Origin of the sequence: Prochlorococcus sp. MIT 1342 (assembly GCF_047304495.1) — a bacterium.
Classification (GTDB): domain Bacteria; phylum Cyanobacteriota; class Cyanobacteriia; order PCC-6307; family Cyanobiaceae; genus Prochlorococcus; species Prochlorococcus marinus_D.
The window spans coordinates 2,330,261-2,354,910 of record NZ_CP138957.1 but is presented as its reverse complement, the minus strand read 5'-3'; the positions used below and the strand labels follow the sequence as shown (position 1 = coordinate 2,354,910).

Annotated in this window: 30 protein-coding genes and 1 tRNA gene; 16 read left to right on the top strand and 15 right to left on the bottom strand. The window is 51.9% G+C overall.

What is annotated here, in order from left to right:
• Positions 1 to 18: 18 nt before the first annotated feature.
• A complete protein-coding gene (locus SIB79_RS12000; protein WP_063404305.1) occupies positions 19 to 1,167 on the top strand; it encodes a pyridoxal-phosphate-dependent aminotransferase family protein in 1,149 nt (382 codons plus the stop codon).
• A gap of 48 nt (positions 1,168 to 1,215) precedes the next feature.
• Positions 1,216 to 1,287, top strand: a tRNA-Gly gene (locus SIB79_RS11995).
• 103 nt (positions 1,288 to 1,390) lie between these two features.
• On the opposite strand, the gene SIB79_RS11990 is transcribed toward SIB79_RS11995, so the two are convergent.
• From SIB79_RS11990 to SIB79_RS11980, 3 genes are all read right to left on the bottom strand, one after another.
• Positions 1,391 to 1,615: a hypothetical protein gene (locus SIB79_RS11990; protein WP_011129421.1), complete on the bottom strand. Its 225-nt coding sequence runs from the start codon at positions 1,613 to 1,615 to the stop codon at positions 1,391 to 1,393.
• A 134-nt stretch (positions 1,616 to 1,749) separates the two neighbouring features.
• Positions 1,750 to 1,980: a hypothetical protein gene (locus SIB79_RS11985; protein WP_063404307.1), complete on the bottom strand. Its 231-nt coding sequence runs from the start codon at positions 1,978 to 1,980 to the stop codon at positions 1,750 to 1,752.
• A gap of 37 nt (positions 1,981 to 2,017) precedes the next feature.
• Positions 2,018 to 2,314, bottom strand: coding sequence for a hypothetical protein (locus SIB79_RS11980; RefSeq protein WP_063405302.1), 297 nt, complete (start codon positions 2,312 to 2,314; stop codon positions 2,018 to 2,020).
• A 122-nt stretch (positions 2,315 to 2,436) separates the two neighbouring features.
• Between SIB79_RS11980 and SIB79_RS11975 the strand changes: the two genes are divergently transcribed.
• From SIB79_RS11975 to SIB79_RS11965, 3 genes are all read left to right on the top strand, one after another.
• Positions 2,437 to 2,952, top strand: coding sequence for an AbrB family transcriptional regulator (locus SIB79_RS11975; RefSeq protein ID WP_063404309.1), 516 nt, complete (start codon positions 2,437 to 2,439; stop codon positions 2,950 to 2,952).
• A 62-nt stretch (positions 2,953 to 3,014) separates the two neighbouring features.
• On the top strand, positions 3,015 to 3,455 hold the full coding sequence (locus SIB79_RS11970; protein ID WP_063404311.1) for a DUF6554 family protein: 441 nt from the start codon (positions 3,015 to 3,017) through the stop codon (positions 3,453 to 3,455).
• Positions 3,433 to 3,846, top strand: coding sequence for a hypothetical protein (locus SIB79_RS11965; protein WP_063404313.1), 414 nt, complete (start codon positions 3,433 to 3,435; stop codon positions 3,844 to 3,846). Before SIB79_RS11970 ends, SIB79_RS11965 begins: the two co-directional genes overlap by 23 nt.
• Here SIB79_RS11965 and SIB79_RS11960 read toward each other — a convergent pair.
• Positions 3,783 to 5,411 carry a DEAD/DEAH box helicase gene (locus tag SIB79_RS11960; RefSeq protein ID WP_196757645.1) on the bottom strand — a complete coding sequence of 543 codons (1,629 nt, stop codon included), beginning with the start codon at positions 5,409 to 5,411 and terminating at the stop codon, positions 3,783 to 3,785. The genes SIB79_RS11965 and SIB79_RS11960 overlap by 64 nt on opposite strands.
• A 154-nt stretch (positions 5,412 to 5,565) precedes the next feature.
• On the opposite strand from SIB79_RS11960, the gene SIB79_RS11955 reads away from it, so the two are divergent.
• Complete coding sequence (locus SIB79_RS11955) at positions 5,566 to 5,967, top strand: HNH endonuclease (RefSeq protein WP_063404314.1); 402 nt, start codon at positions 5,566 to 5,568, stop codon at positions 5,965 to 5,967.
• Between the two features lie 7 nt (positions 5,968 to 5,974).
• On the opposite strand, the gene SIB79_RS11950 is transcribed toward SIB79_RS11955, so the two are convergent.
• Positions 5,975 to 6,196 carry a hypothetical protein gene (locus tag SIB79_RS11950; RefSeq protein WP_063416241.1) on the bottom strand — a complete coding sequence of 74 codons (222 nt, stop codon included), beginning with the start codon at positions 6,194 to 6,196 and terminating at the stop codon, positions 5,975 to 5,977.
• A gap of 32 nt (positions 6,197 to 6,228) precedes the next feature.
• Here SIB79_RS11950 and SIB79_RS11945 point away from each other — a divergent pair, with 32 nt between their 5' ends.
• Positions 6,229 to 7,149: an SDR family oxidoreductase gene (locus tag SIB79_RS11945; RefSeq protein ID WP_063404316.1), complete on the top strand. Its 921-nt coding sequence runs from the start codon at positions 6,229 to 6,231 to the stop codon at positions 7,147 to 7,149.
• Here the strand turns inward: SIB79_RS11945 and SIB79_RS11940 are convergent.
• Positions 7,121 to 7,333, bottom strand: coding sequence for a hypothetical protein (locus tag SIB79_RS11940; RefSeq protein ID WP_041384227.1), 213 nt, complete (start codon positions 7,331 to 7,333; stop codon positions 7,121 to 7,123). The genes SIB79_RS11945 and SIB79_RS11940 overlap by 29 nt on opposite strands.
• On the opposite strand from SIB79_RS11940, the gene pdxA reads away from it, so the two are divergent.
• A complete protein-coding gene (gene pdxA / locus SIB79_RS11935; protein ID WP_063404318.1) occupies positions 7,332 to 8,363 on the top strand; it encodes a 4-hydroxythreonine-4-phosphate dehydrogenase PdxA in 1,032 nt (343 codons plus the stop codon). The genes SIB79_RS11940 and pdxA overlap by 2 nt on opposite strands.
• On the opposite strand, the gene accB is transcribed toward pdxA, so the two are convergent.
• Positions 8,364 to 8,858: an acetyl-CoA carboxylase biotin carboxyl carrier protein gene (accB, locus tag SIB79_RS11930; protein ID WP_011129411.1), complete on the bottom strand. Its 495-nt coding sequence runs from the start codon at positions 8,856 to 8,858 to the stop codon at positions 8,364 to 8,366.
• Positions 8,858 to 9,418 (bottom strand): elongation factor P, encoded by a 561-nt coding sequence (gene efp, locus SIB79_RS11925; RefSeq protein WP_011129410.1) that lies wholly within the window; start codon positions 9,416 to 9,418, stop codon positions 8,858 to 8,860. The genes accB and efp overlap by 1 nt, the downstream gene beginning before the upstream one ends.
• Positions 9,419 to 9,483: 65 nt before the next feature.
• Between efp and SIB79_RS11920 the strand changes: the two genes are divergently transcribed.
• Both SIB79_RS11920 and thiL read left to right on the top strand, forming a co-directional pair.
• Positions 9,484 to 10,566, top strand: a complete 1,083-nt coding sequence (locus SIB79_RS11920; RefSeq protein ID WP_063404320.1) for a peptidylprolyl isomerase — start codon at positions 9,484 to 9,486, stop codon at positions 10,564 to 10,566.
• 10 nt (positions 10,567 to 10,576) lie between these two features.
• Positions 10,577 to 11,560, top strand: a complete 984-nt coding sequence (thiL, locus tag SIB79_RS11915) for a thiamine-phosphate kinase (RefSeq protein ID WP_063404322.1) — start codon at positions 10,577 to 10,579, stop codon at positions 11,558 to 11,560.
• A gap of 87 nt (positions 11,561 to 11,647) precedes the next feature.
• Here the strand turns inward: thiL and gap are convergent, their stop codons facing one another.
• The gene (gene gap, locus SIB79_RS11910) at positions 11,648 to 12,670 is read right to left on the bottom strand and encodes a type I glyceraldehyde-3-phosphate dehydrogenase (RefSeq protein WP_063404324.1); all 1,023 of its coding nucleotides are present in this window, start codon (positions 12,668 to 12,670) and stop codon (positions 11,648 to 11,650) included.
• A 171-nt stretch (positions 12,671 to 12,841) separates the two neighbouring features.
• On the opposite strand from gap, the gene murC reads away from it, so the two are divergent.
• The 3 genes from murC to SIB79_RS11895 are packed head-to-tail and all read left to right on the top strand — an operon-like array spanning position 12,842 to position 15,573.
• Positions 12,842 to 14,308, top strand: a complete 1,467-nt coding sequence (murC, locus tag SIB79_RS11905) for a UDP-N-acetylmuramate--L-alanine ligase (protein ID WP_063404326.1) — start codon at positions 12,842 to 12,844, stop codon at positions 14,306 to 14,308.
• Positions 14,284 to 15,207: a UDP-N-acetylmuramate dehydrogenase gene (gene murB, locus SIB79_RS11900; protein WP_063404328.1), complete on the top strand. Its 924-nt coding sequence runs from the start codon at positions 14,284 to 14,286 to the stop codon at positions 15,205 to 15,207. Before murC ends, murB begins: the two co-directional genes overlap by 25 nt.
• 24 nt (positions 15,208 to 15,231) lie before the next feature.
• A complete protein-coding gene (locus tag SIB79_RS11895) occupies positions 15,232 to 15,573 on the top strand; it encodes a YbaB/EbfC family nucleoid-associated protein (RefSeq protein ID WP_011824714.1) in 342 nt (113 codons plus the stop codon).
• Here the strand turns inward: SIB79_RS11895 and rsgA are convergent.
• Genes rsgA through grpE form a run of 4 tightly spaced genes read right to left on the bottom strand, consistent with a single transcriptional unit; the run spans position 15,530 to position 18,618 of the window.
• Positions 15,530 to 16,495 (bottom strand): ribosome small subunit-dependent GTPase A, encoded by a 966-nt coding sequence (rsgA, locus tag SIB79_RS11890; RefSeq protein WP_063404330.1) that lies wholly within the window; start codon positions 16,493 to 16,495, stop codon positions 15,530 to 15,532. The two genes, SIB79_RS11895 and rsgA, sit on opposite strands and share 44 nt — an antisense overlap.
• The gene (locus SIB79_RS11885; RefSeq protein ID WP_063404332.1) at positions 16,482 to 16,727 is read right to left on the bottom strand and encodes a sulfurtransferase TusA family protein; all 246 of its coding nucleotides are present in this window, start codon (positions 16,725 to 16,727) and stop codon (positions 16,482 to 16,484) included. The genes rsgA and SIB79_RS11885 overlap by 14 nt, the downstream gene beginning before the upstream one ends.
• Positions 16,724 to 17,860, bottom strand: coding sequence for a molecular chaperone DnaJ (gene dnaJ, locus SIB79_RS11880; protein ID WP_063404335.1), 1,137 nt, complete (start codon positions 17,858 to 17,860; stop codon positions 16,724 to 16,726). The genes SIB79_RS11885 and dnaJ overlap by 4 nt, the downstream gene beginning before the upstream one ends.
• A gap of 44 nt (positions 17,861 to 17,904) precedes the next feature.
• A complete protein-coding gene (grpE, locus tag SIB79_RS11875; protein WP_063404337.1) occupies positions 17,905 to 18,618 on the bottom strand; it encodes a nucleotide exchange factor GrpE in 714 nt (237 codons plus the stop codon).
• On the opposite strand from grpE, the gene SIB79_RS11870 reads away from it, so the two are divergent.
• From SIB79_RS11870 to SIB79_RS11860, 3 genes are read left to right on the top strand one after another with little or no spacing between them, the layout of a single operon-like run.
• Positions 18,617 to 20,533, top strand: a complete 1,917-nt coding sequence (locus tag SIB79_RS11870; protein ID WP_063404339.1) for a GspE/PulE family protein — start codon at positions 18,617 to 18,619, stop codon at positions 20,531 to 20,533. The genes grpE and SIB79_RS11870 overlap by 2 nt on opposite strands.
• Positions 20,534 to 20,543: 10 nt before the next feature.
• A complete protein-coding gene (locus SIB79_RS11865; RefSeq protein WP_011129398.1) occupies positions 20,544 to 21,620 on the top strand; it encodes a type IV pilus twitching motility protein PilT in 1,077 nt (358 codons plus the stop codon).
• Positions 21,621 to 21,636: 16 nt separating this feature from the next.
• A complete protein-coding gene (locus tag SIB79_RS11860) occupies positions 21,637 to 22,917 on the top strand; it encodes a type II secretion system F family protein (RefSeq protein WP_063404340.1) in 1,281 nt (426 codons plus the stop codon).
• Here SIB79_RS11860 and SIB79_RS11855 read toward each other — a convergent pair.
• Positions 22,892 to 24,214 (bottom strand): NAD(P)/FAD-dependent oxidoreductase, encoded by a 1,323-nt coding sequence (locus SIB79_RS11855; protein ID WP_063404342.1) that lies wholly within the window; start codon positions 24,212 to 24,214, stop codon positions 22,892 to 22,894. The two genes, SIB79_RS11860 and SIB79_RS11855, sit on opposite strands and share 26 nt — an antisense overlap.
• Entirely contained in the window at positions 24,141 to 24,647 is a 507-nt protein-coding gene (gene msrB / locus SIB79_RS11850) for a peptide-methionine (R)-S-oxide reductase MsrB (protein ID WP_063405306.1), read from the bottom strand. Before msrB ends, SIB79_RS11855 begins: the two co-directional genes overlap by 74 nt.
• Positions 24,648 to 24,650: the final 3 nt, after the last annotated feature.

Sequence of the window (24,650 nt, the reverse complement as noted above, 5' to 3'; positions counted from 1 at the left end):
ATTACTAAGCCTTAGGCCGTGCAGGACAAACTCACCCTGATGATCCCGGGTCCTACACCGGTTCCCGAAACAGTACTCAAAGCCATGGGTAGTCACCCCATCGGCCATCGCAGTGGAGAGTTTCAAGCCGTCGTTAGACATACCACCGAGCAGCTGCGCTGGCTGCATCAGACCAAAGCAGATGTTCTAGTTATCACTGGAAGCGGCACCGCTGCGATGGAAGCAGGAATCATCAATACCCTCAGCTACGGCGACAAGGTCCTCTGCGGCGACAACGGCAAGTTTGGACAGCGCTGGGTAAAGCTGGCTAAGGCTTACGGCCTGGACGTACAAGTGATAAAAGCAGACTGGGGACAACCGTTAGACCCAGAAGCCTTCAAAAAAGCACTGGAAGCAGATAATGACAAAACAATCAAAGCCGTAATTCTCACCCACTCGGAAACCTCAACCGGGGTCATTAACGACCTTGAAACCATCAGCAAATATGTCCGCACTCACGGCAAAGCACTAGCCATCGCTGATTGCGTTACAAGCCTTGGGGCCTGCAATGTCCCCATGGATTCTTGGGGTTTAGATGTGGTTGCCTCCGGTTCCCAAAAGGGATACATGATGCCTCCAGGCCTCAGCTTCGTGGCCATGAGTGAACGAGCCTGGCAAGCGCATCAACAATCGGATCTACCGAAGTTTTATCTCGATCTGGGGCCATACCGAAAAACTGCCGCTCAAGACAGCAATCCATTCACCCCTGCTGTGAATCTCTACTTCGCACTGGAATCTGCGCTGGGAATGATGCAGTCAGAAGGACTGGAAGCCATCTTTGAACGTCATGCTCGCCATCGCGCAGCCTCTCAGGCCGGCATGAAGGCCATGTGCCTGCCACTGTATGCAGCTGAAGGACACGGCAGCCCAGCGATCACTGCAGTCGCACCTGAGGGAATTGATGCAGAGCAACTGCGCAAAACTGTCAAAGAGAAATTCGACATCCTGCTAGCAGGTGGACAGGATCATCTAAAAGGGAAGGTCTTCCGTATCGGCCATCTTGGATTCGTATGTGATAGAGATATCCTCACTGCCATAGCTGCCATCGAATCCACCTTGCAATCTCTTGGCTTGCATCAAGGCAACATGGGAGATGGCCTGGCAGCAGCAGCAGCAATTCTGAGATAACAGTGCTCGCCAACAAAACGAACTAAAGCTGATCTAAACTGATCAAATGCGGGTGTAATTCAGTGGTAGAATGTCAGCTTCCCAAGCTGAACGTCGCCGGTTCGAATCCGGTCACCCGCTTATCAGAGGATTAATCAAGGTTCATAGAATAATCATTCATATTTAACAAACCAAAAAGCCTGCCTAATTGAGAATAGGCTTCAAAGCATTATTCAATGCAAATTCAGGATCTGGGCTTGATTAATTGAAGAACTTGTGGGCCAACCACTCCTGCACGACGCTCCTGATCTAATGCCTTAAGAATCAAACTGCCAGCAGCCTGAAAATCTCCCGCTTCAGCCTGTGCAGAAGCTCGGTCAAAAAAACCACTCGCGGCCTTCAAGTAAACCTCGCGTTGAATAGAAGCGGAATTCGTGCCCGCTGTTGTTCTCAAAAAAGTAGACGTCAAGACTGCTGAGCTGAACCCCTTGATTGAAAGTTTAACGCGAATTGTCTAGTACAAGCAATATCGAGCATCAAAACAGCAAATGTTGTTGCCCAAATCAGCCAATTGATATGTATAAAAAATATAAGGGGGCTAAATCAGGTTCCTGGCTCCTCAATGTTGCCTCCCATAGTTTCGATCTGAGCTCTTAAGACTGACGCACGAGTCTGGTCACCACGAGTTGCGGCAACAGCCAATGCAAATTCAAGCTTCTCGAGCTGATGCCCCCCCTCATGGAAGGCCTGAAGTCTGATAGAAGATCTCTCTAACGGTGAAAATACTGAGCTGGTAACCCCAGCTTTGCCAGAGGCAGAAATGGTTAAAGCCATGGATGCCTTTCTTTTTATTGTGCACCCGATGCCACCCTCATGCCGCAAAAGTGTCTGGTTCCCCTGACCAAGACTGAGGTTCTTCTGGGGCTTGATCCTCAGCTTGATCAGAACTATCAAGAAGTTCCTGGCACTCTTTTAAAAGCTGCTCAACCCCATCGAGCATCTCCATTTCCTCTGCAGGAATCCTCTGAGATTCGCTCTGCTCTCTCAACTGAAACTCCAAAGCCTCCTGACGCTGCTCCAATTTAACGAGCCTCTGCGATAAAGCAGTAATCGTCTGAACCAGGTCTTCTGCAGTACGAGTAATTCGAAAAGAAACTGACGAGGACATAGCCACAAACAAATAACTTTGTCCCGATGACAACACATGAGGAATAAAGGCTCAAGTCATTAGGCAGATGGTGAGGAGAATCATTTGCGCTCAAAGTATCTGTACTGTTTCAAATCGATCCCATGCCTTCTCTGGCAACGTTACTGATTTATCTCATGGCAGGAACAGCATTGGGTCTGCTGACATTGCGCACTGGCATTCCAGCAGCACCCCTTGCAGGTGCTCTTTTAGGTGCAGGGCTCGTGAGCATGACCGGTCGCCTTGATGTTGCTGAATGGCCCTCAGGAACACGCACCGCAATTGAAATCGCCATCGGCACGGTGATCGGTACCGGCCTGACCAAAAGCTCCCTAGGGGAGCTGCAAAGCCTCTGGAAACCAGCCCTACTGATCACTCTGACCCTTGTACTTACTGGGATCGTGATCGGTCTTTGGAGCAGTCGATTACTAGGTATTGACCCTGTGGTTTCTCTCCTCGGCGCTGCCCCAGGAGGCATCAGTGGCATGAGTCTGGTAGGTGCGGAATTCGGCGTCGGTGCTGCAGTGGCCACCCTGCATGCTGTGAGATTAATCACCGTACTTTTGGTACTACCCCTTCTGGTGAAGCTATTGGCCCCATTAGGACTAATTGATTCCTGATGAAACCTGGACAGGACAGTTTCAATCGATAAGTTGATCAATACTGTGTTGACTTGCAAGCGATGAATCGAAATCGAGTTGCCCTTTCACTCACACTGCTAGGTCTTGTGGGAATCAGTCTTTCTGCCACAGCTGCCCAATCAGCAACAACTGATGCCGCAAGCAAAGGAGCCCAGATCTACTGCTTCATGCGTAGTAATGGCAATAACCATGAGGTGAGCTGGACTGCCTCTTATGCCCTAATCAAACGCCAGGGAAATAGCCTTTTCAAGACCTCACCAAACCATGCTGCCGTATTAATTACTGAAGCAGTGGTCAATGAACCCAGCAATTATCCAAACTGCGGTCAATACCTTGGCGATCTCTTCGGAAATAGCAAAAACTCTTTGTCAGTAGCTGATCAAGAAAGTAGTAATGAGACTGTCATCGACTCCTATAGCTCTGGCAATACCAACACCACCACTCCTTCAAGCACAGATCATGAGCAGCACTACAGCTATTAAATTCCCTCCCTTCCTTGCCAAACTATGTCTGAGCGGATTGCTGCTTTCCGGTCTTAGCTGCAGCAGTCGCTCAGCACCAACCAATCCATCTGCTGACTCGAATATCTCGTCCCAAGCTTGCTTGGAAAATCTTGACCTCAAAGGACTCTACAAAGCCCTACTGCGCTGCAATAGCGTCGTGAGCCAACATCAAAACGACCCTGAACCACTCAACGACCGGTCACTGATCTACACCCTGCTTGGCCAAACCAATTTGGCTTGTGAAGATGTATCCAAAGGTTTAAAGCTTCTGAATCAACAAGGCGCGTCAGCTGATCCGATGGTGCGTCACGAACTAACCGTGCGTAAAGACTCCTGCATGCAACATCTCAACATGACTGGCAAAGGCTGACGCTTGAGTCCAACACGACGAGAACCAAGCAATACCTCAATCCGCTCGGCCTTACTTGCGATCAGAGCATCCACCAGCTGATCTGCAAAACCCAGTTGGAACCAGTGACTCGTGAGTCCACCATCCATCCCCAATCGATGGCAACGATCCTCAGCCTGATCCACATCACCAGGTGTCCAGTGACGTTCAAGCAAAACCACATGCCTAGCGCGATGCAAGGTGTAACCAAGCCCGCCTACTGCATAGGTTGCCAACAAAAGGGAACTCATCCCTGATTGAAAACGATTTACAGCTTCTTGTCGCTGGCCTGGACGCTGACGACCAGTTAACAACTCACCACCTAAGCGTTGCTGCAAAAGCAACAAAGGACCAACAAAACTGCTGAAAAGGACAACGGCTTGCCCCTCAGCAAGAAGTGCTGCCACAACAGTCTCCACTGCTGGCAGCTTGAACTCCGCTGCAATCTGACGCAAAGCCGTAAGCACCGCGAGCGATTCCGCATCTGAACGCACCAAACCCTGCTGAACACGATGGCGATAGTTGTCAGTGACAAGAGCTAGACGATGGTCAAAACCACGAGACTCTGACTCTGTAAGGACAACCCGATGCTCTTGACGACGTTTTGGGGGCAAGCCAAGCAAAGTCTGCTTGCGTCGATGCAGAACCAATGGCCGTGTGAGCTTCCCTAGAGCATCGAGATCACTCGCACCACGTGAATGCCAGCGTCGCTGTCCACCTTGATCTCGCCAGTGACCCTGACAAAAACGCTCTTCAAACTTACGTTGATCTCGAGCCAAAGGATGATCAATGGCCGCCAGCAGTGGATAAAGCTGATCAGGACGACCATTTTTCATCGGCGTCCCGGTGAGTAACCAAATAGCCCTTAAACGCGGATGCCGCGCAAGCCTTAAAAGAGCCTGAGTTCGTCTTGACTTGATGGACTGGCCGAAATGCGCTTCATCCACCAACAGAAGCGTTCCCGCCGCCGGCAATTCCCTAGGCAGACGAGCCCAGCTATGGATGCACACCGGCAAATCAAGACTTGCAGCTTCAATGCGCCAGTGGTCATGAAGACCCACCGGCGCCACCACCATGACCCGTACATCAGCACATCTCACCATGGCGCGAGCCGCCAAAAGAGAGGTCAGAGTCTTACCAAGACCCATTTCATCAGCCAAGACCGCACCGCGCCGCGCCAACAACCAACGGGCTCCAGAGCACTGATGCGGAAGAGGTCTACGACCATCTGTCAAAACAACCTCAAGGTCTGCATAGCTCACGAGATCGCGATGGGGCGGCATCGGTGGCAAAGGCTGTTCGAACCAACTCAGCCACTGAGCCAAGTCGTCCTGCACCAAAAAACGTGAGCCAAACTGCCTCTGCAACTGTTGAGCCGCAACCAAAGGAAATTCCCAGCCCTGGCGCGTACCACGCCAAATTCCACGAGGCCTCACTTTGCGAAGCTGAGCCTGAGTCACCGCATCGAAAGGGAACGCCACCTTGACCAAACCAGCCGCAGTCAGACCCAAATAACAGCTGGAAGACGATTTAGGCGTGAGCTTCACTGCTCAAGGAACACCTAATTTACGCCCCATTGCCTTACTAGCAAGAGCGAAAGCAACCACTGTAAAAAGCAGCGCAAAGCAAATCAAAATAGATATTTAGACACATTGACTCAAAGAGAATGCGCGGCACACTGCACAAAATCGAGGAACTCGGATGCACAATAGGGACGCGGTTTTCCTCGAAGATCTCTGCCCCAAATTACGTGTGCGAAGATGGAGAAAATCCCTTCACAACTATACCGCTCAAAGTTGTATCTATTGCGGCAAACCTTCTGAATCAATTGATCATATTTTGCCTCGCAGTCGCGGTGGCTTAAGTATTACTCAAAACTGCGTTCCAGCCTGTCTATCCTGTAACGGTCACAAATCAGATGCCCATGCCTTCGAGTGGTATAGGCGCCAACATTTCTATGATCCGCGACGCGCAATGGCCATCCGCGCCTGGATGGATGGCGATCTCAGACTGGCTTTAAGGTTGCTTCAATGGACCCAACCCAACCATAGAGAAGCTCCTGTTATCAGCCAAGATGAAGAATGGATGCCCCAGCTGGCCTAAACCAATCTCACCAGACCTGACAGGCCACCACAGGGTGATGTCTTTGGCAAATAGAAGCCTGCTGCTCAGGTTGCTCCGGAGCCAGAAGCATCGCACCTGTCAACAAAGCCAAAGGCAAGACAAAATGAAAAGCCGAACTGATCTGCCGACCTTGAACGATCCTTGGACATGCCCGACGCGGCAGCATGGACACTGAAATCGCGGAAGCGCGCAAATAGGAGCTCGCCATGACCAAACCCAGAATATAATACATTTGTACTCATGCTCACAGAGCTTGTCAAGTGGAGTCCGCCTCTCCCCACCGGCTCAAAGTTGCTGGTTCTCGGTGGAGGATTCAGTGGCCAGCATGTAGTGGCTCTGGCGAGAGCACTTGGCAGCACTGCTATCTGCAGCCGCAGAGACATCAACAGCCCAGGCGCAGACATCGCATTTGATAGTGCCACCAAGCTGTTGCCAGCCACGAAAGTTCTAGAAGGAGTCACGCATTTACTCAGCTGCATACCGCCAGCAGCCGATGGGAAAGATCCAGTACTGACATGCTTGGGCGACCAGCTCAAAGCATTGCCATTGCAATGGGTTGGCTATCTCTCCACCACAGGGGTTTACGGAGATCGCCAAGGACGCTGGGTCACAGAAATCGATCATCCTCAGCCTCAACAAGCACGGAGCAAAAGAAGATTGGCCTGTGAAGAGGCCTGGCAAGCTTCTGGATTACCCCTGCAGATTCTGCGACTGCCTGGCATCTACGGACCAGGCCGCTCAGTGCTTAAAAGCGTCAACACAGGTCAAAGCAGAATGATCCATAAGCCCAACCAGGTGTTTTCAAGAATTCATGTCGATGACATTGCAGGCGCCATCCTGCACCTAATCCAATGCGCTGCTGATGGACAGCGACCCATCGTGATCAACGTCACCGATGACATGCCAACAGCTTATACAGACGTACTCGGGTTCGCCGCCCAACTACTTGGAAAGTCCCTACCCGAAATTGAGCCATTTGCAGTTGCCGCTGCACAGATGAATCCCATGGCACTCTCCTTCTGGCAAGAGAATCGCAGGGTCAGCAATCAGCTCTTATGCCGCGAGCTTGGCTATTCCCTGATACATCCCAACTATCAATCCGGCCTTAGAGACTGTTATCTGGCAGAAGGTTTCAAGGTCTCACAGACGAATTTTCCTTAGTTGTTGAACGTTCCCGATCCGGACCACCAAGAATGAACTCGTTCCAATTGAAGGGCTTCTCTGGATCGATAAATGTCAACCCGGCATCGCGCAAAAACTGACTCCAATGCACCACCAACCAACCATTCCGCAACCCGGTACCAAGACCAAACAACAGCAAACCAAGCAGCAACCAGCGCATCATGGCTATGCCTTCTGAAGGCTTTGACGCTAATCAACTTATCGTTATCGCCATCGGCGATCCCGCTGGCATCGGGATGGAGGTCACCCTAAAGGCCCTCGCTTCACCAAGCTTGCCAGCAAAGCTGCATCCCCAGCTGGTTGGCTGTCGAAAAAGCCTAGAACTGACCTATGCCCAATTACAAGCTCAAGGAATCTCTCCCCTAGCCAATCCAAAGAACCTCGATATCAAAGATCTACCCCTGCAGAGCACACTTCAGCCTGGATACCCCACAGCACAGAGTGGAGCCGCAAGCTTTCTATGGTTGACAAAGGCAACAGAACTCCTCTTGAAGGGTCGAGCCCGCGCCCTTGTTACCGCTCCCATTGCCAAGCAGGCCTGGCATGCAGCAGGCCATCACTATCCCGGTCAAACCGAACGACTTAAAGAACTGGTGGGAGCTGATCAAGCCTCCATGCTCTTCACCGCGATCTCACCTCATAACGGCTGGCGGTTCAACACTCTGCTAGCAACAACCCATATCCCGCTAGCAGCAGTCCCACAAGTGCTTACCCCTGAGTTGGTTAGAGCGAAGCTCAACGTACTCAAGGCATTCTGCCAAAGATTCAAAACCGATCCATCCATTGCAGTCGCAGGCCTCAATCCCCACGCTGGCGAGCAAGGCCAACTGGGCCATGAAGAGCTGAAATGGTTGATCCCAATGCTGAACAGATGGAAAACTGAGCACCCTGAGATCCAACTAGACGGTCCTTTACCTCCCGACACATGTTGGCTTTCAGCTGCAAAGGCTTGGCATGGCATCCCTTGCGCCCAAACCCCAGACGGCATCCTGGCCTTATACCACGATCAGGGTCTAATCCCAATGAAGCTGCTGGCTTTCGACTCGGCCGTCAACACCACCCTTGGGCTTCCATTTCTGCGTACCTCACCTGATCACGGCACCGCCTTTGACATTGCCGGAAAGGGATGTGCAAGACCCGACAGCATGTTGGCCGCCCTCAAAGCCGCCTGGGAGCTCACGGAATCACGCTAATCAGCCAGGCTTAACACGCATCAAAACCTGACCGAACTCAACTGGTGTGCCGTTATCTACAAGGATTTCAACCACCTCGCCACTGACTTCAGATTCCAACTCATTCATCAACTTCATGGCCTCCAAAATGCACACGATCTGACCGACACCGATGCGACTACCAACTTCTACAAATGGGGATTCCCCAGGGCCAGGAGCACGATAAAACGTGCCGACCATCGGTGCAGTTACCTCCAGGAAATCAGTTCTTGAACCTGGTACCGCTGGAGGCGGAGTCCCAGGTCCGACCATCTCAACTCTCGGTTCTGGAGCCGGTGAAGGCATCTCAACGGTCGAAGACAATGGCATCACCGGAGCCACCACTGCTGGTGCAGGGATGTTCCGCCTGACTTCTAGACGAAAATCATCTCCCTCAAGGCGAAATTCCTGTATGTCGCTTTCCGCCAAGGCTGCAAGCAACTGGTGCAGTTGATCATGATCGAGCTGCATAGCCATTAGTTCTCGCGACCGAGGTAGCTGTCGTTACGTGTATCGACTTTAATTTTCTCGCCCACAGAAAGAAACAAAGGAACCATCACCTGAGCCCCAGTCTCAAGGATGGCGGGCTTAGTGCCACCGGTAGCGGTATCACCCTTAACACCAGGATCAGTTTCAGTGATTTCAAGCACCACAGAATTGGGGAGCTCCACCTCAAGAGGATTTCCGTTCCATGAGACCACATTCACCTCCATCCCTTCCTTGAGGTATTTACGACTGTCACCAATCTGCTGCGCTGTAAGCCTGGTTTCCTCATAACTAGACATGTCCATAAAGACATAGTCACCGGACTCCATATAAGTGTGTTGAAGAGTCGACTTCTCAAGCAAGGCCTGCGGAAGCATCTCCCCAGCCCTAAAGGTTTTTTCCACCACGTTGCCGCTCTGCACCGCCTTCAACTTGGTACGCACAAATGCTGAACCCTTACCCGGTTTCACATGCAAAAACTCGACTACACGCCAAACAGAACCGTCTAATTCAATCGAGGTGCCAGTGCGGAAGTCGTTACTTGAGATCATTCCCGCTGAACGGATCAGATGGATCATACGGCTGTGCCAAAGTCCCAGCACAAGAAGAGTTCCACATGCCAAATACTCCTCTACTGACCAGCCTGATCACAGTGCTCGCAGTACTTTTACTGAATTGGGGTGATCCTGTTCTGGCTGCTCTGCCAGCTGGAAGTGCAGTGACCGATGGTGCCGCAATCCTGCGAAATGCCCTACCAATCGAACAAAAAGATCTCCGCCAAATGCAAGCCACCCTTGAGGCCACTAGCAAAGTGGTTGGGTCTTCAAAGGGCAATCGCTGGGTTGCGCTAAACGAAGCTGCTTCTTCTAGTCAGTTCCTAGTAATAACCCGCAAAAAGAGCATCCTCGCAGCCATCCCAGAAGCATCTCGAGAAGATGGTGAAGCACTTTTGAAATCCTTGGGAGAAACGGTCCAGGCCCTGGGAGATGCAGCCAGTAATCAAAACGTAGATCGCTTCATCGACCTACGTCGCGAAAGTCTCAAGCAGATCGGTGATCTAGAAGCGCTATTGGTGAATGATTTTCCTTACACCATCCCTGAGGAATTCAACTCACTACCGCGGCTTCTTGGAAGAGCAACTGTATCGATCAAAACCACAAAAGGGAACATCACTGCTGTCATTGATGGCTACAACGCCCCGCTAACAGCCGGCGCCTTCGTAGACCTAGCTCTCAAAGGCTTTTATGACGGATTGCCATTCACACGCGCTGAAGACAATTACGTACTACAAAGCGGTGACCCCACAGGGCCTGAAAGCGGATACATCGACCCAACAACCAAGAAAGAACGTCAAGTGCCTCTGGAAATCCGTATTCCAGAGGAACCAACTCCTTTTTACAACCAAACCTTTGAAGACATCGGTCTTTACAAAGCCACACCAGTCCTTCCATTCGCCGCCCTTGGCACACTCGGATGGGCCCATTCCGACCAGGCTATAGACGACGGTTCCTCCCAGTTCTTTCTATTTCTCTATGATGCAGAATTAACTCCAGCTGGTCTCAACTTGGTGGATGGCCGCAATGCAGCCTTTGGCTATGTCGTTGAAGGTACCGAGTTACTTAAAAAACTCGAAATTGGTGATCAAATCTTATCGATCAAAGTTGTCGATGGAGCTGATCGGCTGAAGCCCCACGCCTGAGGACTTGTGTATGGGCGAAACCCTAGCCCAACTTGGTGAAAACGAACTACTGAATCGACTAGCCCGCTTTGCTCCTGCTGGCCAACTTGACGACGACACAGCGCAAGTCCACACCAATGAGGGAGAACTCCTCATTAACACCGATGTCATGGTGGAAGGCATTCACTTCAGCGAAGACACCACGACTCCAAAAGATGTTGGTTGGCGTTGCGTAACCGCCAACCTTTCCGACCTAGCAGCCAGTGGCGTTGATCAGATTCTGGGTATCACTGTCGGACTTGTAGTCCCTCCAGAGACCCCCTGGGACTGGGTAGAGAAGGTTTATTTAGGCATAGAAGCCGCATTGAAACAGTTTGGGGGGACCTTGCTGGGCGGCGACTGTTCCCGAGGGGATCAACGACTACTCGCAATCACCGCCCTGGGCACTCTCGGGCCAGTACGGTTGCACCGCTCCCAAGCCCAACCTGGAGATTCTCTTGTCGTCAGTGGTCCCCATGGCCTCAGCCGCCTTGGCCTGGCCCTACTTCGCTCAGATCCACTGATAGAAGCAGCCCTGCTACCAGACAAACTCAAACAAAAAGCGATAGAAGCTCATCAACACCCTCAACCATGCCTGAAGGCACTCCACGCTCTTCAAACCTGTAAGCCTGCAGAACTTCCATGGCGCGCTGGGGGCACCGACAGTAGTGACGGACTTCTGGCAGCGGTTCAAGGCCTTTGCAGAAGCAGCGGTTGCCGGGCGATTCTTGATCCAACAGGCCTACCCAAAGACCCTGACTGGCCACTAGGCCAACACTGGGATAGCTGGTGCCTAAACGGCGGAGAAGACTTTGAACTTATTCTCAGCCTGCCACCGAAATGGGCCACAGCTTGGCTGCAAGTTCTTCCATCAAGCCAAGTCATTGGTGTCATGGAACAAGGCCCACCTCGGGTGGAATGGGCGCATGGCAAAGGAGAAGTGAGCAACTTCTCAAGCTTCAAACATTTCCAATAAAGAAAGAGAACAAACCCCTCGCTAATAGGAGGGGTTTATAACTCAAAAAGAAGATAGAAGCTCAGAAAGTAGTAATCCTCTGAAAGATCACTTCCAATTCTTGGCCACAATCTCAGCGAGATCGACAACCCTCTGGCTATATCCCCACTCGTTGTCATACCAAGCAACCACTTTCACCAAATTGTCGCCAATAGTCATCGTGAGATCCTCGTCAACGATGGTGGATTCATTAGTACCGGCGTAGTCACTAGAAACCAAAGGAAGATCACCATATTTAATGATTCCCTTCATGGCACCCTGAGAAGCCGATTTGAGTGCAGCATTCACTTCTTCAGCAGTCGTGGAACGACCAGACTCAAAAACTAGATCTACCGCTGAAACGTTTGGGGTTGGTACACGCATGGCAATACCCGTGAGCTTGCCCTTCATCTGTGGATAAACCAAAGCCACAGCCTTGGCAGCGCCAGTTGAGGTCGGAACAATATTCATGGCTGCCGCACGAGCACGGCGAAGATCACGATGGCTGTTATCGAGGATCCGCTGATCACCGGTGTAGCTATGAATAGTCGTCATCAGGCCCTTATTGATCCCAAAGGTCTGATCAAGCACCTTCACGATTGGTGCCAGGCAATTGGTTGTGCAGCTGGCATTACTAAGAACATTGAAATCACCGTGACGGTACTGATCAGCATTGACGCCCACGACATATGTGCCAACACCATCTCCTTTACCTGGAGCCGTGAGGATCACTTTCTTCGCACCAGCCTCGATGTGTTTACTAGCCCCCACATCAGTATTGAAAACCCCGGTGGACTCGATCACAAGATCGATACCCCACTCCTTCCAAGGAAGATTCAAGGGGTTGCGATCTGAAAAACACTTAATGGTTTTGCCGTTGATAACAAAAGTGTCATCGGTATAACCGATCTCCGCATCCTTGATCTGTCCAAGAATTGAATCGTACTTAAGCAGATGAGCATTGGTCTTAGGGTCAGAAGTGACATTGATGCCAACCACATCAATACCCGTGTTCTCACCACGGCTTAGCCAACAACGCATGAAGTTGCGACCGATTCGGCCGAATCCATTGATCGCAACACGCAGAGTCATAACAAAAACGGGGAAACCGCAAGGGAAGTGGCCGCCGATCATACAGAAATAGGTTGCACTTTCCGCTGTTCCGGATGAGGAGGCGGCCCATACCTGGCACAAGGTCAACCCCGGCCGGACCTCTCCAAAACATAAGAATGACGGGCTTTTAGCCCAAGACTGGCTTATCTTTTGAGCCTATGGTTTTGCCCATTGACCAGCACGCTCAACCGCCAGCAACCCATCCACTTCATAGGTGTTGGCGGCATCGGCATGTCTGCACTAGCTCTAATTCTGGTGAATCGAGGTCATATCGTCTCCGGCTCCGACTCACGAGAAAACACTACCGTTGAGCACCTGAGAGCTCAAGGAGTAAGGGTCTTCCGCGATCAGAGCGCCGCAAACATCGATGCCATTTGTAGCAACGTAGATCTCCTTCCTTTGGTTGTGATCAGCACAGCCATTCCCAAGAGCAATCCTGAGCTCAAGGCAGCCAAGCTGTCTCAATTGAAAATCTTGCATCGCTCAGACCTCCTTGCTGCCTTGATTCAGGCACAACCATCTATTGCAGTAGCCGGAAGCCATGGCAAAACCACCACCAGCACCCTGCTCACAACACTGCTGGCCACAACCGATCAAGACCCAACAGCTGTGATTGGTGGTGTCGTGCCTTACTACGACAGCAATGGCCATGCGGGCAAAGGACGACTGCTAGTAGCAGAAGCTGATGAATCTGATGGATCTCTCGTCAAGTTTCAGGCAACGCTCGGCGTGATCACCAACTTGGAGTTAGATCACACCGACCACTACGCCAATCTTGATGAACTGATCAACACCATGAAGCGGTTCGGCCAAGGTTGCCGACGACTGCTGGCCAACTTCGACTGCCCAATCCTCAAGGAGCATTTCGATGCCACAGCTTGGTGGTCAGTCAAAACCTCAGCGGGTGTTGATTTTGCAGCTTTACCAATTTGCCTCAATGGCGATCAAACAATTGCGGACATTTACGAGCAGGGCAAACGGATGGGGCAAATCACACTGCCAATGCCCGGACTTCACAACCTCAGCAACGCTATGGCAGCTATCGCAGCCTGCAGACTCGAAGGACTGTCCTTTGAGGACGTGCAACAAGGTCTTGCTGACCTGCAGCCTCCTAGGCGCCGTTTCGACTTCCGAGGCACCTGGGAGGGTCGCCAAATCGTTGATGATTACGCCCACCATCCAAGCGAAGTCAGCGCCACACTCACAATGGCGCGCTTGATAGTAACTAGTGGTCGTAGCCAACTACCGAACCCACCCAAACGCATTTTGGCCGTGTTCCAGCCTCATCGATACAGCCGTACAAACGAATTTCTCTACGACTTCGCAAGGGCACTCGGTGAAGCGGATGCTGTTCTGCTAGCACCCGTTTACAGCGCCGGAGAGAACCCTATTCAGGGAGCAACGAGTGAGAGCCTGGCTAAAGCGATCAGAATCCAACACCCCAACCTGCCAGTCGCCGTAGCAGAAAACTTTAATCAGCTAATCCTATTGGTGCAAAAACACAGCCTCAAAGGTGACCTAGTCCTCGCCATGGGTGCAGGCAATATCAACAATCTATGGCGACAACTGACATGTCTTGACAACGCAAAGAGATGCCCACCCTCCCTGGCAGCCTGACCCTAGTGAAGGGGATCAAGCCCCAACCACTGGTTTCTCTTGCCAACTTCACGAGCTGGCGCGTCGGAGGACCTGCGGAATGGTTTGCATCACCCAGCAGCGTGGAGGAACTACAGACACTGATTGCTTGGGCTTATGAACAAAAGATGCCCTGTCGAGTCATCGGAGCAGGATCAAACCTACTGATCAACGACGCTGGCTTGCCGGGCCTGAGCCTTTGCATGCGCAAACTCCAAGGGAGCGACCTAGATCCAAAGACTGGCATTGTCGAAGCCTTGGCCGGTGAACCAATCCCCAACCTTTCCAAACGCGCCGCAAAGGCTGGCCTACATGGCCTGGAATGGGCTGTTGGGATTCCTGGAACAGTTGGTGGTGCAGCCGTCATGAATGCTGGAGCCCAGGGCGGCTGCACAGCCGACTGGCTGGAATCTGTACAAGTCCTCGACCTCAATGGCGAGGGCCCTTTTGAACTGAGCCGCCAAGAACTTGACTACGCCTACCGACAAAGTCTCTTGCAGGAAAAAACACTCGTCGTGCTCTCAGCCAGATTCCGCCTAGACCCCGGGCATGATCACAAGGAGCTCAATCAAATCACACAGCAAAACCTCACTCATCGCACGACGACACAGCCTTATCAATTGCCTAGTTGCGGAAGTGTCTTTCGCAACCCAGAACCCCTCAAAGCTGGTCGTCTAATCGAAGCGCTGGGTCTGAAAGGTCACCGCATTGGAGGAGCTGAAGTCTCACCCATTCACGCCAACTTCATCGTCAATATTGGTGGAGCCACGGCTGCCGACATCAATCAAATGATCACCCTCATTCAGCAACGGGTACAGATTGCCCATGGAATGATGCTTCATCCTGAAGTGAAACGACTTGGTTTCGAAGCGACCGCTTAATCTGCCCATTCCTCCAGCAACGCAATGGCAGGGTTCGGACTTCCCAATTTCGGCCAACTCACCGAAGCCTTCCGCAAGGCCCAACAAATCCAACAAAACGCCCAAAAACTGCAGGAAGAGCTAGATGCCATGGAAATTGAGGGCAGCAGCCCAGACGGCAGAGCAAGTATCTGGCTATCTGGCAACCAGCAACCACTGCGTGTGCGCCTTGAACCCTCACTGCTTGCCGAAGGACAAGATGCCAGCGAAACCGCGATCTTGGCCGCTCTTCAATCGGCCTATGAGCACTCCACCACCACTATGAAAGAGCAAATGGAAGAACTTACAGGAGGCCTGAACCTGAACCTCCCCGGGATGAGCGACTGAGGCACTCCATCTCCTCCAAAAAACGCTTATAGATTGGATATCGTTCCCAACTTTTGTCGACCCCACAACCGGGCTCATCACGATGGAAACAATCCCTAAATCTGCAGGGATAATCTTCAATCTGTCCATCAAGTTCAGGGAACAACACCGCAAGCTTGCGCGGATCAGCAGGAAGTTCAGGTCGATTAAACCCTGGTGTATCAGCAACAAGAGATCCTTCGCACAGTCGAAAGAGTTCAACATGACGAGTGGTATGCCTGCCACGTTTCAACCGTCCAGAAACAGCGCCTACGCGCAGGGATAGCTGGGGCAAGAGCTGATTGAGCAAACTGGTCTTACCCACACCTGAAGGACCACAAAAGACAGCAAGTCGTGTACTGCTGAGTTTGTTTTTTAGGGCACCTAACCCCTCTCCGGTCTGCACAGAAACCGCCATCGGCCGATACCCCCAACCCCTTAGCCGCACAAGCTGCTGTTCGAGCTGCTCCGAAGTGATCAGATCGCGTTTGGTAAGGATGAGGTGAACATCAACACCAGTCTGCTCAGCGGACAGTAGAAAACGACTCGCTTGGTCAGCGTCAAAGCAAGGCTGCTTGACTGCCAAGGCAACAACAACAGCCGTAACGTTGGCGACTGGCGGGCGGTTGATCCAACTCTGCCTAGGTTCCACATCACCAACCACAGCTCGACGCTCCTGCCAATCGATTGCTTCCACCCAAACTCGATCCCCCACATGCACGGCAGCCCCGCGATGGTCCAGGCGCGTTCGACGAGTACAAAGCAAACGCAATGGTTCATCATCCGTTGATCCTGTCCAGCTCACCAATGAAGATGGATTAAAAGTCTCGAGTTCTACCTCGAGAAAATTGGCTTGTAAGGCCACCACCATCCCTGCAAGCCGCGGCGCCTCAGCCGCCGCCACAAGTCACCATCAACCTCAACCAAGTGTGTTCCTGAGCAATAATCTCAACGCGATGGCCTGCCTCTAATAACCCTGGAACCACCATCGCCTCAGGTTCCCCACGATCAAGATCCACCTGTAGAAGTTCCTTGTCCTTAAGACCCTCAAGAGCCAAGCGACAGCGAATAAAATTGATTGGGCAAGGAGTACCGCGCAAATCAATCTGCTGATCAGGAACAAGCTGGGCGGTCATCCTTTCTGGCCAAACAAACGAGCAAACAAACCACTGTTGTGATGGTGATGCTGCCTGCCTTTAGCGGAATGATGGCCAGCAAGATCTTCAAGCAAGCCCCGCTCCTCATCAGAAAGACGAATGGGCAACTTCACATTGATAGAAATACGCTGATTACCTCTTGCTACTGGGTTTCCTAGCTTAGGAATACCCTTGTTTTCAAGGGTGAGTACAGCATTGGGCTGAGTTCCAGCAGGAATCTCAAGACTGGTGTTGCCATCAACCGTATCAACCTCAATGATGTCTCCAAGGATTGCCTGGAGATAACTCACGTTGACTTCTGAAAGCACCGTGATCCCATCACGTCGCAATTGGGGATGGGATTTCACCGTCAAAAATACGTAAAGGTCTCCAGAAGGTCCACCCCGCAAACCAGCATTTCCCTCACCGGCAACTCTCAGACGAGTTCCTGTATCAACCCCAGCGGGAATATTGATGCGCAATTTCTTGCGAACCTGACGAACACCCTGTCCAGCACATGCAGGGCAAGGATCTGCAATCACCTGTCCAGTCCCTTCACAACTGGGACATTCCGCCACCTGAGTGAAGCTCCCGAAAGGTGTTCTGGTCGCTCGTCGAACCTGACCAACACCACCACAAGTGGAACAGGTCGTTGGTCCACTACCCACCTTGGCTCCAGTGCCGTTACAGGTGTCGCAAGTTTCAAGATGGGGAATTTTGATCTCTCGTTCTTGGCCGAAAACAGCTTGCTCAAAGTCAATCTTCAAGTCGTAGCGAAGATCATCTCCTTGCTGCGGTCCCCGTCGTCGTGGACGAGCACCACCAGATCCACCAGCCCCTCCAAAACCACTAAAAAAGGTCTCAAAGAGATCAGCGAAGCCACCCATATCTCCCACATCGGGCATGCCCGCTGCACCCCCAAGCCCAGCCTCGCCAAATTGGTCATAACGACCACGAGTCTGAGGATCGCTAAGCACCTCATAGGCACGACCGATCTCCTTGAAACGATCCTCTGCACCAGGATCCTTATTGATATCTGGGTGATACTGACGTGCAAGACGGCGATAAGCCCGCTTCAGGGTATCGCCATCAGCATCTTTGCTGACCCCTAGCAGGTCGTAATAATCAGCCATCAGCTCGTCAACACTCCTTCACCCTAAAGGGCAACAGCATGCAATCAGACCCCTGGTTGGGCAGGATCTGCCTCACCTTGAAAAGTTGCAGTGGAGTCATCATTGGGTTGAGCTGAAGAAGGAGAGGCGCCACTCTGCGGGCCTGGTCCCATAGACACCTTCACAAGAGCATGGCGAAGCACCCTGCCATTGAGGTGATATCCGCGCTGAAGTTCCTCTGTGACTACATCCTCTGGATGCTCCTCACTGGGCTCTCGTGAAACAGCCTCATGGAGCGTGGGATCAAACGCCTGCCCAACAACCCGCATTGAAGCAACGCCCAATTGCTTGAGCACATCAACAAGCTGTTTATAAAGACCCTGATAACTGCGATGAAGAGCCTGAGCCTCCTCTCCCTGAGGCTCTAATTGCTGACGAGCTCGCTCAAAATTGTCCACCACCGGCAGAATTTCACTCAAAGTAGTACAAATGAGCTGCAATCGAAGATCGTCCTGATCGCGACTCTGACGTTTGCGGAAATTATCGAAATCTGCAGCAATCCGCATGTACTGACTACGAAGAGTTTCGTGCTCTTCCCGCAGGCTGCTGTGCTCCTGCTCCAACTGCTGTAAGCGAGCTTCATTATCCGCTAATGGTGCAGATTGAGCTGAAGACTGACCCTCGTCGGAATTCATCGATGCCACTGATTCCAGAGGCACGGAAGCCTCTAAACCCTCAGCAGCAGGATCGTGAGCTGGGGTAGGGGCGTCGCCACTCATGCTGACCGTTTGCAAATTCACGTCTAGACATGTTGATGGGAATAGCACACCTCCCACAAGCGGCGGAAGCCCGCACCTCCAATTTCATTTCTTCTTCGTGACCCAGGGCCGACCAATCCCCAAAGCAACCAACAGCATCCAGCAGCGACTGGAACTGGAACTGCTCCTACAAGTCAATGTGCTTAGCCACGAAGAACTTGTTGTCGGAGTGGAGCTAATGGCCAACCACACCACTCTTGACATCTCAACGTGGCAACAATTCCAGGCCCTGCCAATCAACATGCACAACCAACATTTGGTTTTAGCCATCTCGGACCAATGCAATGAGCAAACCAAAAATCAACTGATCTCAGTGCTGCAGTCCCAAGGCTTCAGCACAGAATTCCGTCTCGCGCTTGCAGCCGACATCAGCCAGCTGCTTGCACCAATGAGATCTGAGCAGCACGTTGAATCTGCATCCAAGTCAAAAACAACAAAGCCAATTGCACAAACACCAACCTCCCTGCTGGCAGGATTTAGTGCCGAAGGCGTGCTCGAAGAAGATCCTGAAGAACAAGCCAGACTTGCTAGTTCCGTAGAGGATTTGGAGTCCAGCTTGATGGACTCAGACAGTTCACCAGTCATCAACCTGGTGGACCGCATATTGCTAGAGGCACTGCAAACAGAAGCCAGCGATGTACACGTTGAGCCGCAACAAGACGGACTACAGATCCGCTTCCGTCAAGACGGTGTCCTGCAACGCTATATCGAACCCCTCCCGAGCCGATTGATCCCTGCTGTTACCTCACGCTTCAAGATCATGGCCGACCTAGACATCGCAGAACGGCGCATGGCTCAGGACGGTCGCATTCGTCGCACATATCGCAATCGTATGGTCGATTTCAGGGTTAATAGCCTGCCAAGCCGTTACGGGGAAAAAATCTGTCTGCGACTCCTCGACAGCAGTGCTCCACAACTCGGGTTAGACAAACTGATCAGCAACCCAAGTGCTCTCTCTCTCGTACGCAACTTGGGCTCTAAGCCCTTCGGCATGATCCTTGTGACAGGTCCAACAGGGTCAGGCAAGTCAACAACCCTTTACTCCCTCCTGGCAGAACGCAACGAGCCTGGTATCAACATTTCCACCGTAGAAGATCCCATCGAATACACCCTCCCTGGGATTACCCAATGTCAAGTGAATAGGGAAAAAGGCTTCGATTTCAGTACTGCACTGAGAGCCTTCATGCGTCAAGACCCAGACGTTCTGCTGGTCGGTGAAACCCGTGACCTAGAAACCGCAAAAACCGCCATCGAAGCCGCACTGACTGGTCATCTGGTACTAACCACACTGCATTGCAATGACGCATCAAGTGCGATCGCCCGCCTCAACGAGATGGGCGTGGAACCATTCATGGTGAGCGCCTCGTTGATTGGCATCGTCTCTCAACGACTTCTACGAAGAGTGTGCCGTTCTTGTCGTAAGTCATATCACCCAACTGAAAAAGAGCTGGGGCGATTCGGCTTGATGGCCCATACAGAAACTGGGGTGACCTTTTTCAAGGCCCACCATCACGGTCAAGAAAAACAGCCGTGCCCCAACTGTCAAGGCAGCGGCTACAAGGGCCGAGTTGGTGTCTATGAAGTACTACGCATGAACGAAGAGCTCGCTTCAGCCGTCGCCAAAGGTGCCACTACTGATTTAGTAAGACGTCTGGCGCTCGAGGCTGGTATGAAAACTCTATTGGGCTACAGCCTTGACCTGGTGCGAGAAGGCCACACCACCCTTGAGGAAGTAGGCCGAATGATCCTCACCGATTCCGGATTGGAATCAGAGCGCCGCGCCAGAGCCCTTAGCACTCTTACCTGCAACGTCTGCGGGGCAGGCCTCCAAGACGGCTGGCTGGAATGTCCCTACTGTCTAACCGCTCGCCAATGAAGGACCCGTCATGGATCTAATGATCGAGGACCTGATGGAACAGCTGGTGCAAGGTGGCGGCAGTGATCTGCACATTGCTACCGGCCAACCCCCGTATGGACGATTCAGCGGTGAATTGAGGCCAATGACCAATACCCCCCTATCCGAAGAAACATGCAACAAGCTGATTTTCTCAATGCTCAACAACAGTCAGAGAAAGACTCTGGAACAAATCTGGGAGCTTGACTGTGCCTATGGGCTAAAGGGTGTGGCGCGCTTTCGTGTGAATGTCTATCGACAGAAGGGAAGTTACGCCGCCTGTCTACGTGCTCTTGGCAGCACTATCCCGAGTATTGAAAGTCTCAACCTGCCATCAGTAGTCATAGAAACCAGCAAACGACCAAGGGGATTAGTGCTAGTAACAGGACCAACCGGATCAGGCAAAACAACAACCCTTGCTTCCCTGCTGGACCACATCAATCACACCAGAAGCGAACACATCCTCACAATCGAAGATCCAATCGAATTTGTATACAAAAGCGATCTCAGCCTTGTGCACCAGCGACAGCTCAATGAAGACACACGCAGTTTTGGCAATGCCCTGCGTGCGGCACTACGCGAAGATCCAGATGTGATCCTCGTGGGCGAAATGCGCGACCTGGAAACCATTCAACTGGCCATCAGCGCCGCCGAAACAGGTCACCTCGTATTCGGCACCCTGCACACCAACTCGGCGGCACAAACGGTCGATCGCATGGTTGATGTTTTCCCCCCAAACCAGCAAACCCAAATCAGAGTTCAACTCTCAGGAAGCCTGCTAGCCATTTTTTCTCAAACCCTCTGCCGGCGCCTAAATCCACAACCAGAACAATTTGGGCGGGTCATGGCTCAAGAAATCTTGATCAACACGCCAGCCACAGCAAACCTGATCAGAGAAGGCAAAACCGCACAGCTCTACTCCCAAATTCAAACCGGAGGAGAACTAGGGATGCAAACACTAGAAAAAGCCCTTGCGAATCTAACTAAACAGGGTGAAATTAGCCGCTCTGAAGCCATCGCCAAAGCCAGTAAACCCAGCGAACTGGAGCAACTCCTCAACGATGGCTAAGAGACAGGCCTAAGCGATGACATCATTCGTCGCCACCTACGAATCCGCAAGTGGTCAAACACGCACAATAACCATCAAAGCGGCCGACCTAACAACCGCAAAAAAATTACTACGTCGTCGTGGAATACGAGCAACTGACCTGAAAGCAGCGCTCAGCAATAAAGGACAAGAAAGTAGCAAAAAAATTGACCGCCAAAAGAATACAAAATCATCAAATCTTGGACTATTTTCCATCGATCTAAGTGCCGCTTTCGAAAAGTCCCCAGGTGTAAAAGACAAAGCAGTTTTCGCAAGCAAATTGGCAACTCTGGTGGATGCAGGCGTTCCGATCGTGCGCAGTCTCGACCTAATGGCTAGTCAGCAGCGCTTGCCTATGTTCAAACGTGCACTGATGAAGGTGAGTCTTGATGTAAATGAAGGCAGTGCCATGGGCACTGCTATGAGCAAGTGGCCAAAGGTATTCGACCAACTCAGTATCGCAATGGTGGAAGCCGGAGAAGCTGGTGGTGTTTTGGATGAATCTCTCAAGAGACTCGCCAAGTTATTAGAAGACAATGCCCGACTCAAGAACCAAATCAAAGGGGCCCTTGGTTACCCAATCACTGTGCTGGTGATAGCCATCCTCGTCTTCCTAGGCATGACAATCTTCTTGATCCCGACCTTTGCAGAAATCTTTGAAGATTTAGGCGCCGAGCTGCCCCTGTTCACTCAGTTCATGGTCGACCTAAGCAAATTATTGCGTTCCTCCTTTTCCCTGCTATTAACAGGTGTCCTACTGGCGTGCGCTTGGATTTTCAACCGCTACTACTCCACTCACCAAGGACGCCGTCAGATCGATCGACTGAAACTGAGAATCCCCCTATTCGGCACTCTGATCATCAAAACTGCCACCGCTCAATTCTGCAGAATCTTCAGCTCATTGATCAAAGCAGGCGTACCAATCCTGATGTCACTAGAAATTGCCAGCGAAACCGCTGGCAATGCGATCATTTCCGACGCCATTCTTGAATCACGCACCCTTGTTCAAGAAGGAGTGCTCCTTAGTGCTGCCTTAATTCGCCAAAAAGTGCTTCCAGACATGGCCTTAAACATGCTGGCCATTGGCGAGGAAACCGGAGAGATGGATCAAATGCTCAGCAAGGTGGCTGATTTTTACGAGGATGAGGTCTCTTCCTCGGTGAAGGCTCTGACCTCAATGCTTGAACCCGCGATGATCGTTGTAGTGGGTGTCATCGTGGGCTCCATCCTGCTAGCGATGTATCTCCCGATGTTCACCGTGTTTGATCAGATCCAGTAGCGAACTGCAAACTCTTTGCAATGGCCTGACCAGCAAGCCAACCACTGGTCCAACAATGCTGGAAGTTGAACCCCCCCGTCAGCCCATCCACATCGAGAAGTTCCCCAGCAAAATACAGACCTGGACAAACCCGACTCTCCATCGTCGCGAGATTCACCTCGCCCAACTGCACTCCCCCAGCCGTAACGAACTCTTCTCCAAATGGCCCCTTGCCACCGATTGAGTAACAGCTAGCAACCAAAGCTTCAAACAAAAGACGTTCCAAACGGGCAGGACAATCCGCCCAACGCAAATCCCGAGTAGCACCCACTTGAGCCAACAAGGACAACCAAAGACGACGGGGCAAGTTGGGCAGAGGACGAGCTGATCCCAGAGTGCGTCGACCTTGGTGATGACGTAGGTCACGCATTGACTGCTTCACCAGATTGTGACTACTCATGCCAAGCCAATTGACAAAAAGCTTTCCCCGATAGTGATCGCCTTGCAAAGCCCTTGCAGCAAAAGCAGTAAGCCGCAAAATCGCGGGCCCACTTAATCCCCAATGAGTAATCAATACCCTGCCGGTCTGCTGAAAGTTTTGACCTCCAGCCTTAAGACTTAGATGAACGCCATCGAGAGCCACACCAGAACAGGCGATTAACGCAGGTGCCTCCAGAGCAAGACTGAACAGAGAAGGAACTGACGGCACAAGCTGATGACCCATCGCTGCCGCCAAGCGACGACCACTGGGATGCCCACCCGTAGCCAATAAAACCCTTTGAGCCTGAAAAGAAGACCCATCCCGACATTGAACTAAGAACCCTGCAGCACGCCTACGCTCCAAGCTCTGTACAACCTTCTGACTGCGCAAGCTGACTCCAGCCAACACTGCTGCCTGCTTCAGACACGCCACCACTGCAGAGGAGCAATTAGCCACAGGGAACATTCGCCCATCCGGCTCTGCCACAAGCTCCAGGCCCCGATCGGCAAACCAAGCCACCGCATCACCGGTAGCAAAACGGCTAAAGAGGCCCCGCAATGGGCGGCCACCTCGGGGGTAATTGGTCACCAAATCACCTGGCTCCCAGCAGGCATGAGTCACGTTGCAACGGCCGCCACCACTGATCTTCACCTTCGTCAATGGCTCAGAGGTGGCCTCCAACACATGCACAAAAGCCAAACCCTCCTCAGCCGCAGTGATTGCCCCAAAAAAACCTGAGGCACCACCACCAACAACGATCAAATCAACTGGCGGGTCGGAAAGTAAGGGCAACTCCGTTATTGCAATAGCGCTTGCCGGTTGGCCTGGGACCATCATTGAAGACATGTCCCTGATGACCGCCACAGCGCCGGCAATGATATTCGCTGCGAGGAATAATCAATTTGAAATCTACTTTCGTTTGAATAGCTCCAGCAAGGGGCTCCCAGAAACTTGGCCAGCCAGTACCACTATCGAATTTCGCCGCAGAAGAAAACAACGGCAGATCGCAACCTGCACAGTGATAGATGCCCACACGCTTCTCCTTGTCGAGAGAACTCGTAAAAGGGCGCTCGGTTCCCTCCTCTCGAAGCACCCGATAAGCCTCAGGAGAAAGACGCTTTGCCCACTGCTCATTACTAAGCGACCAATCAAGATCCTCAGCCCTCGTAGCAGCAAAGGCTGCTGCAGGTCTCCTATAAACACCAAAGGCTCCTGCAATAGTGGCGATCAGCAGAGAACGACGACTCAATAGCAAAGCAGTAATGGGCATAAG

Bases quoted from the DNA above. Each gene is read 5' to 3' on its own strand.
- SIB79_RS11940 (WP_041384227.1), bottom strand. From the start codon at position 7,333: ATGATGCGCTGGTTGCTGCTTGGTTTGCTGTTGTTTGGTCTTGGTACC.
- SIB79_RS11965 (WP_063404313.1), top strand. From the start codon at position 3,433: ATGAGCAGCACTACAGCTATTAAATTCCCTCCCTTCCTTGCCAAACTA.
- grpE (WP_063404337.1), bottom strand. From the start codon at position 18,618: ATGAGTGGCGACGCCCCTACCCCAGCTCACGATCCTGCTGCTGAGGGT.
- SIB79_RS11855 (WP_063404342.1), bottom strand. From the start codon at position 24,214: ATGATGGTCCCAGGCCAACCGGCAAGCGCTATTGCAATAACGGAGTTG.
- SIB79_RS11870 (WP_063404339.1), top strand. From the start codon at position 18,617: ATGCTGACCGTTTGCAAATTCACGTCTAGACATGTTGATGGGAATAGC.
- SIB79_RS11895 (WP_011824714.1), top strand. From the start codon at position 15,232: ATGGCAGGGTTCGGACTTCCCAATTTCGGCCAACTCACCGAAGCCTTC.
- SIB79_RS11950 (WP_063416241.1), bottom strand. From the start codon at position 6,196: ATGGCGAGCTCCTATTTGCGCGCTTCCGCGATTTCAGTGTCCATGCTG.
- efp (WP_011129410.1), bottom strand. From the start codon at position 9,418: ATGATCTCAAGTAACGACTTCCGCACTGGCACCTCGATTGAATTAGAC.
- murB (WP_063404328.1), top strand. From the start codon at position 14,284: ATGCCCACCCTCCCTGGCAGCCTGACCCTAGTGAAGGGGATCAAGCCC.
- SIB79_RS11945 (WP_063404316.1), top strand. From the start codon at position 6,229: ATGCTCACAGAGCTTGTCAAGTGGAGTCCGCCTCTCCCCACCGGCTCA.
- gap (WP_063404324.1), bottom strand. From the start codon at position 12,670: ATGACTCTGCGTGTTGCGATCAATGGATTCGGCCGAATCGGTCGCAAC.
- msrB (WP_063405306.1), bottom strand. From the start codon at position 24,647: ATGCCCATTACTGCTTTGCTATTGAGTCGTCGTTCTCTGCTGATCGCC.
- SIB79_RS11860 (WP_063404340.1), top strand. From the start codon at position 21,637: ATGACATCATTCGTCGCCACCTACGAATCCGCAAGTGGTCAAACACGC.
- dnaJ (WP_063404335.1), bottom strand. From the start codon at position 17,860: ATGGCTGATTATTACGACCTGCTAGGGGTCAGCAAAGATGCTGATGGC.
- pdxA (WP_063404318.1), top strand. From the start codon at position 7,332: ATGGCTATGCCTTCTGAAGGCTTTGACGCTAATCAACTTATCGTTATC.
- SIB79_RS11970 (WP_063404311.1), top strand. From the start codon at position 3,015: ATGAATCGAAATCGAGTTGCCCTTTCACTCACACTGCTAGGTCTTGTG.
- SIB79_RS11955 (WP_063404314.1), top strand. From the start codon at position 5,566: ATGCACAATAGGGACGCGGTTTTCCTCGAAGATCTCTGCCCCAAATTA.
- SIB79_RS11975 (WP_063404309.1), top strand. From the start codon at position 2,437: ATGCCTTCTCTGGCAACGTTACTGATTTATCTCATGGCAGGAACAGCA.
- SIB79_RS11885 (WP_063404332.1), bottom strand. From the start codon at position 16,727: ATGACCGCCCAGCTTGTTCCTGATCAGCAGATTGATTTGCGCGGTACT.
- thiL (WP_063404322.1), top strand. From the start codon at position 10,577: ATGGGCGAAACCCTAGCCCAACTTGGTGAAAACGAACTACTGAATCGA.
- SIB79_RS11980 (WP_063405302.1), bottom strand. From the start codon at position 2,314: ATGTCCTCGTCAGTTTCTTTTCGAATTACTCGTACTGCAGAAGACCTG.
- SIB79_RS11865 (WP_011129398.1), top strand. From the start codon at position 20,544: ATGGATCTAATGATCGAGGACCTGATGGAACAGCTGGTGCAAGGTGGC.
- SIB79_RS11920 (WP_063404320.1), top strand. From the start codon at position 9,484: ATGCCAAATACTCCTCTACTGACCAGCCTGATCACAGTGCTCGCAGTA.
- accB (WP_011129411.1), bottom strand. From the start codon at position 8,858: ATGGCTATGCAGCTCGATCATGATCAACTGCACCAGTTGCTTGCAGCC.
- SIB79_RS11985 (WP_063404307.1), bottom strand. From the start codon at position 1,980: ATGGCTTTAACCATTTCTGCCTCTGGCAAAGCTGGGGTTACCAGCTCA.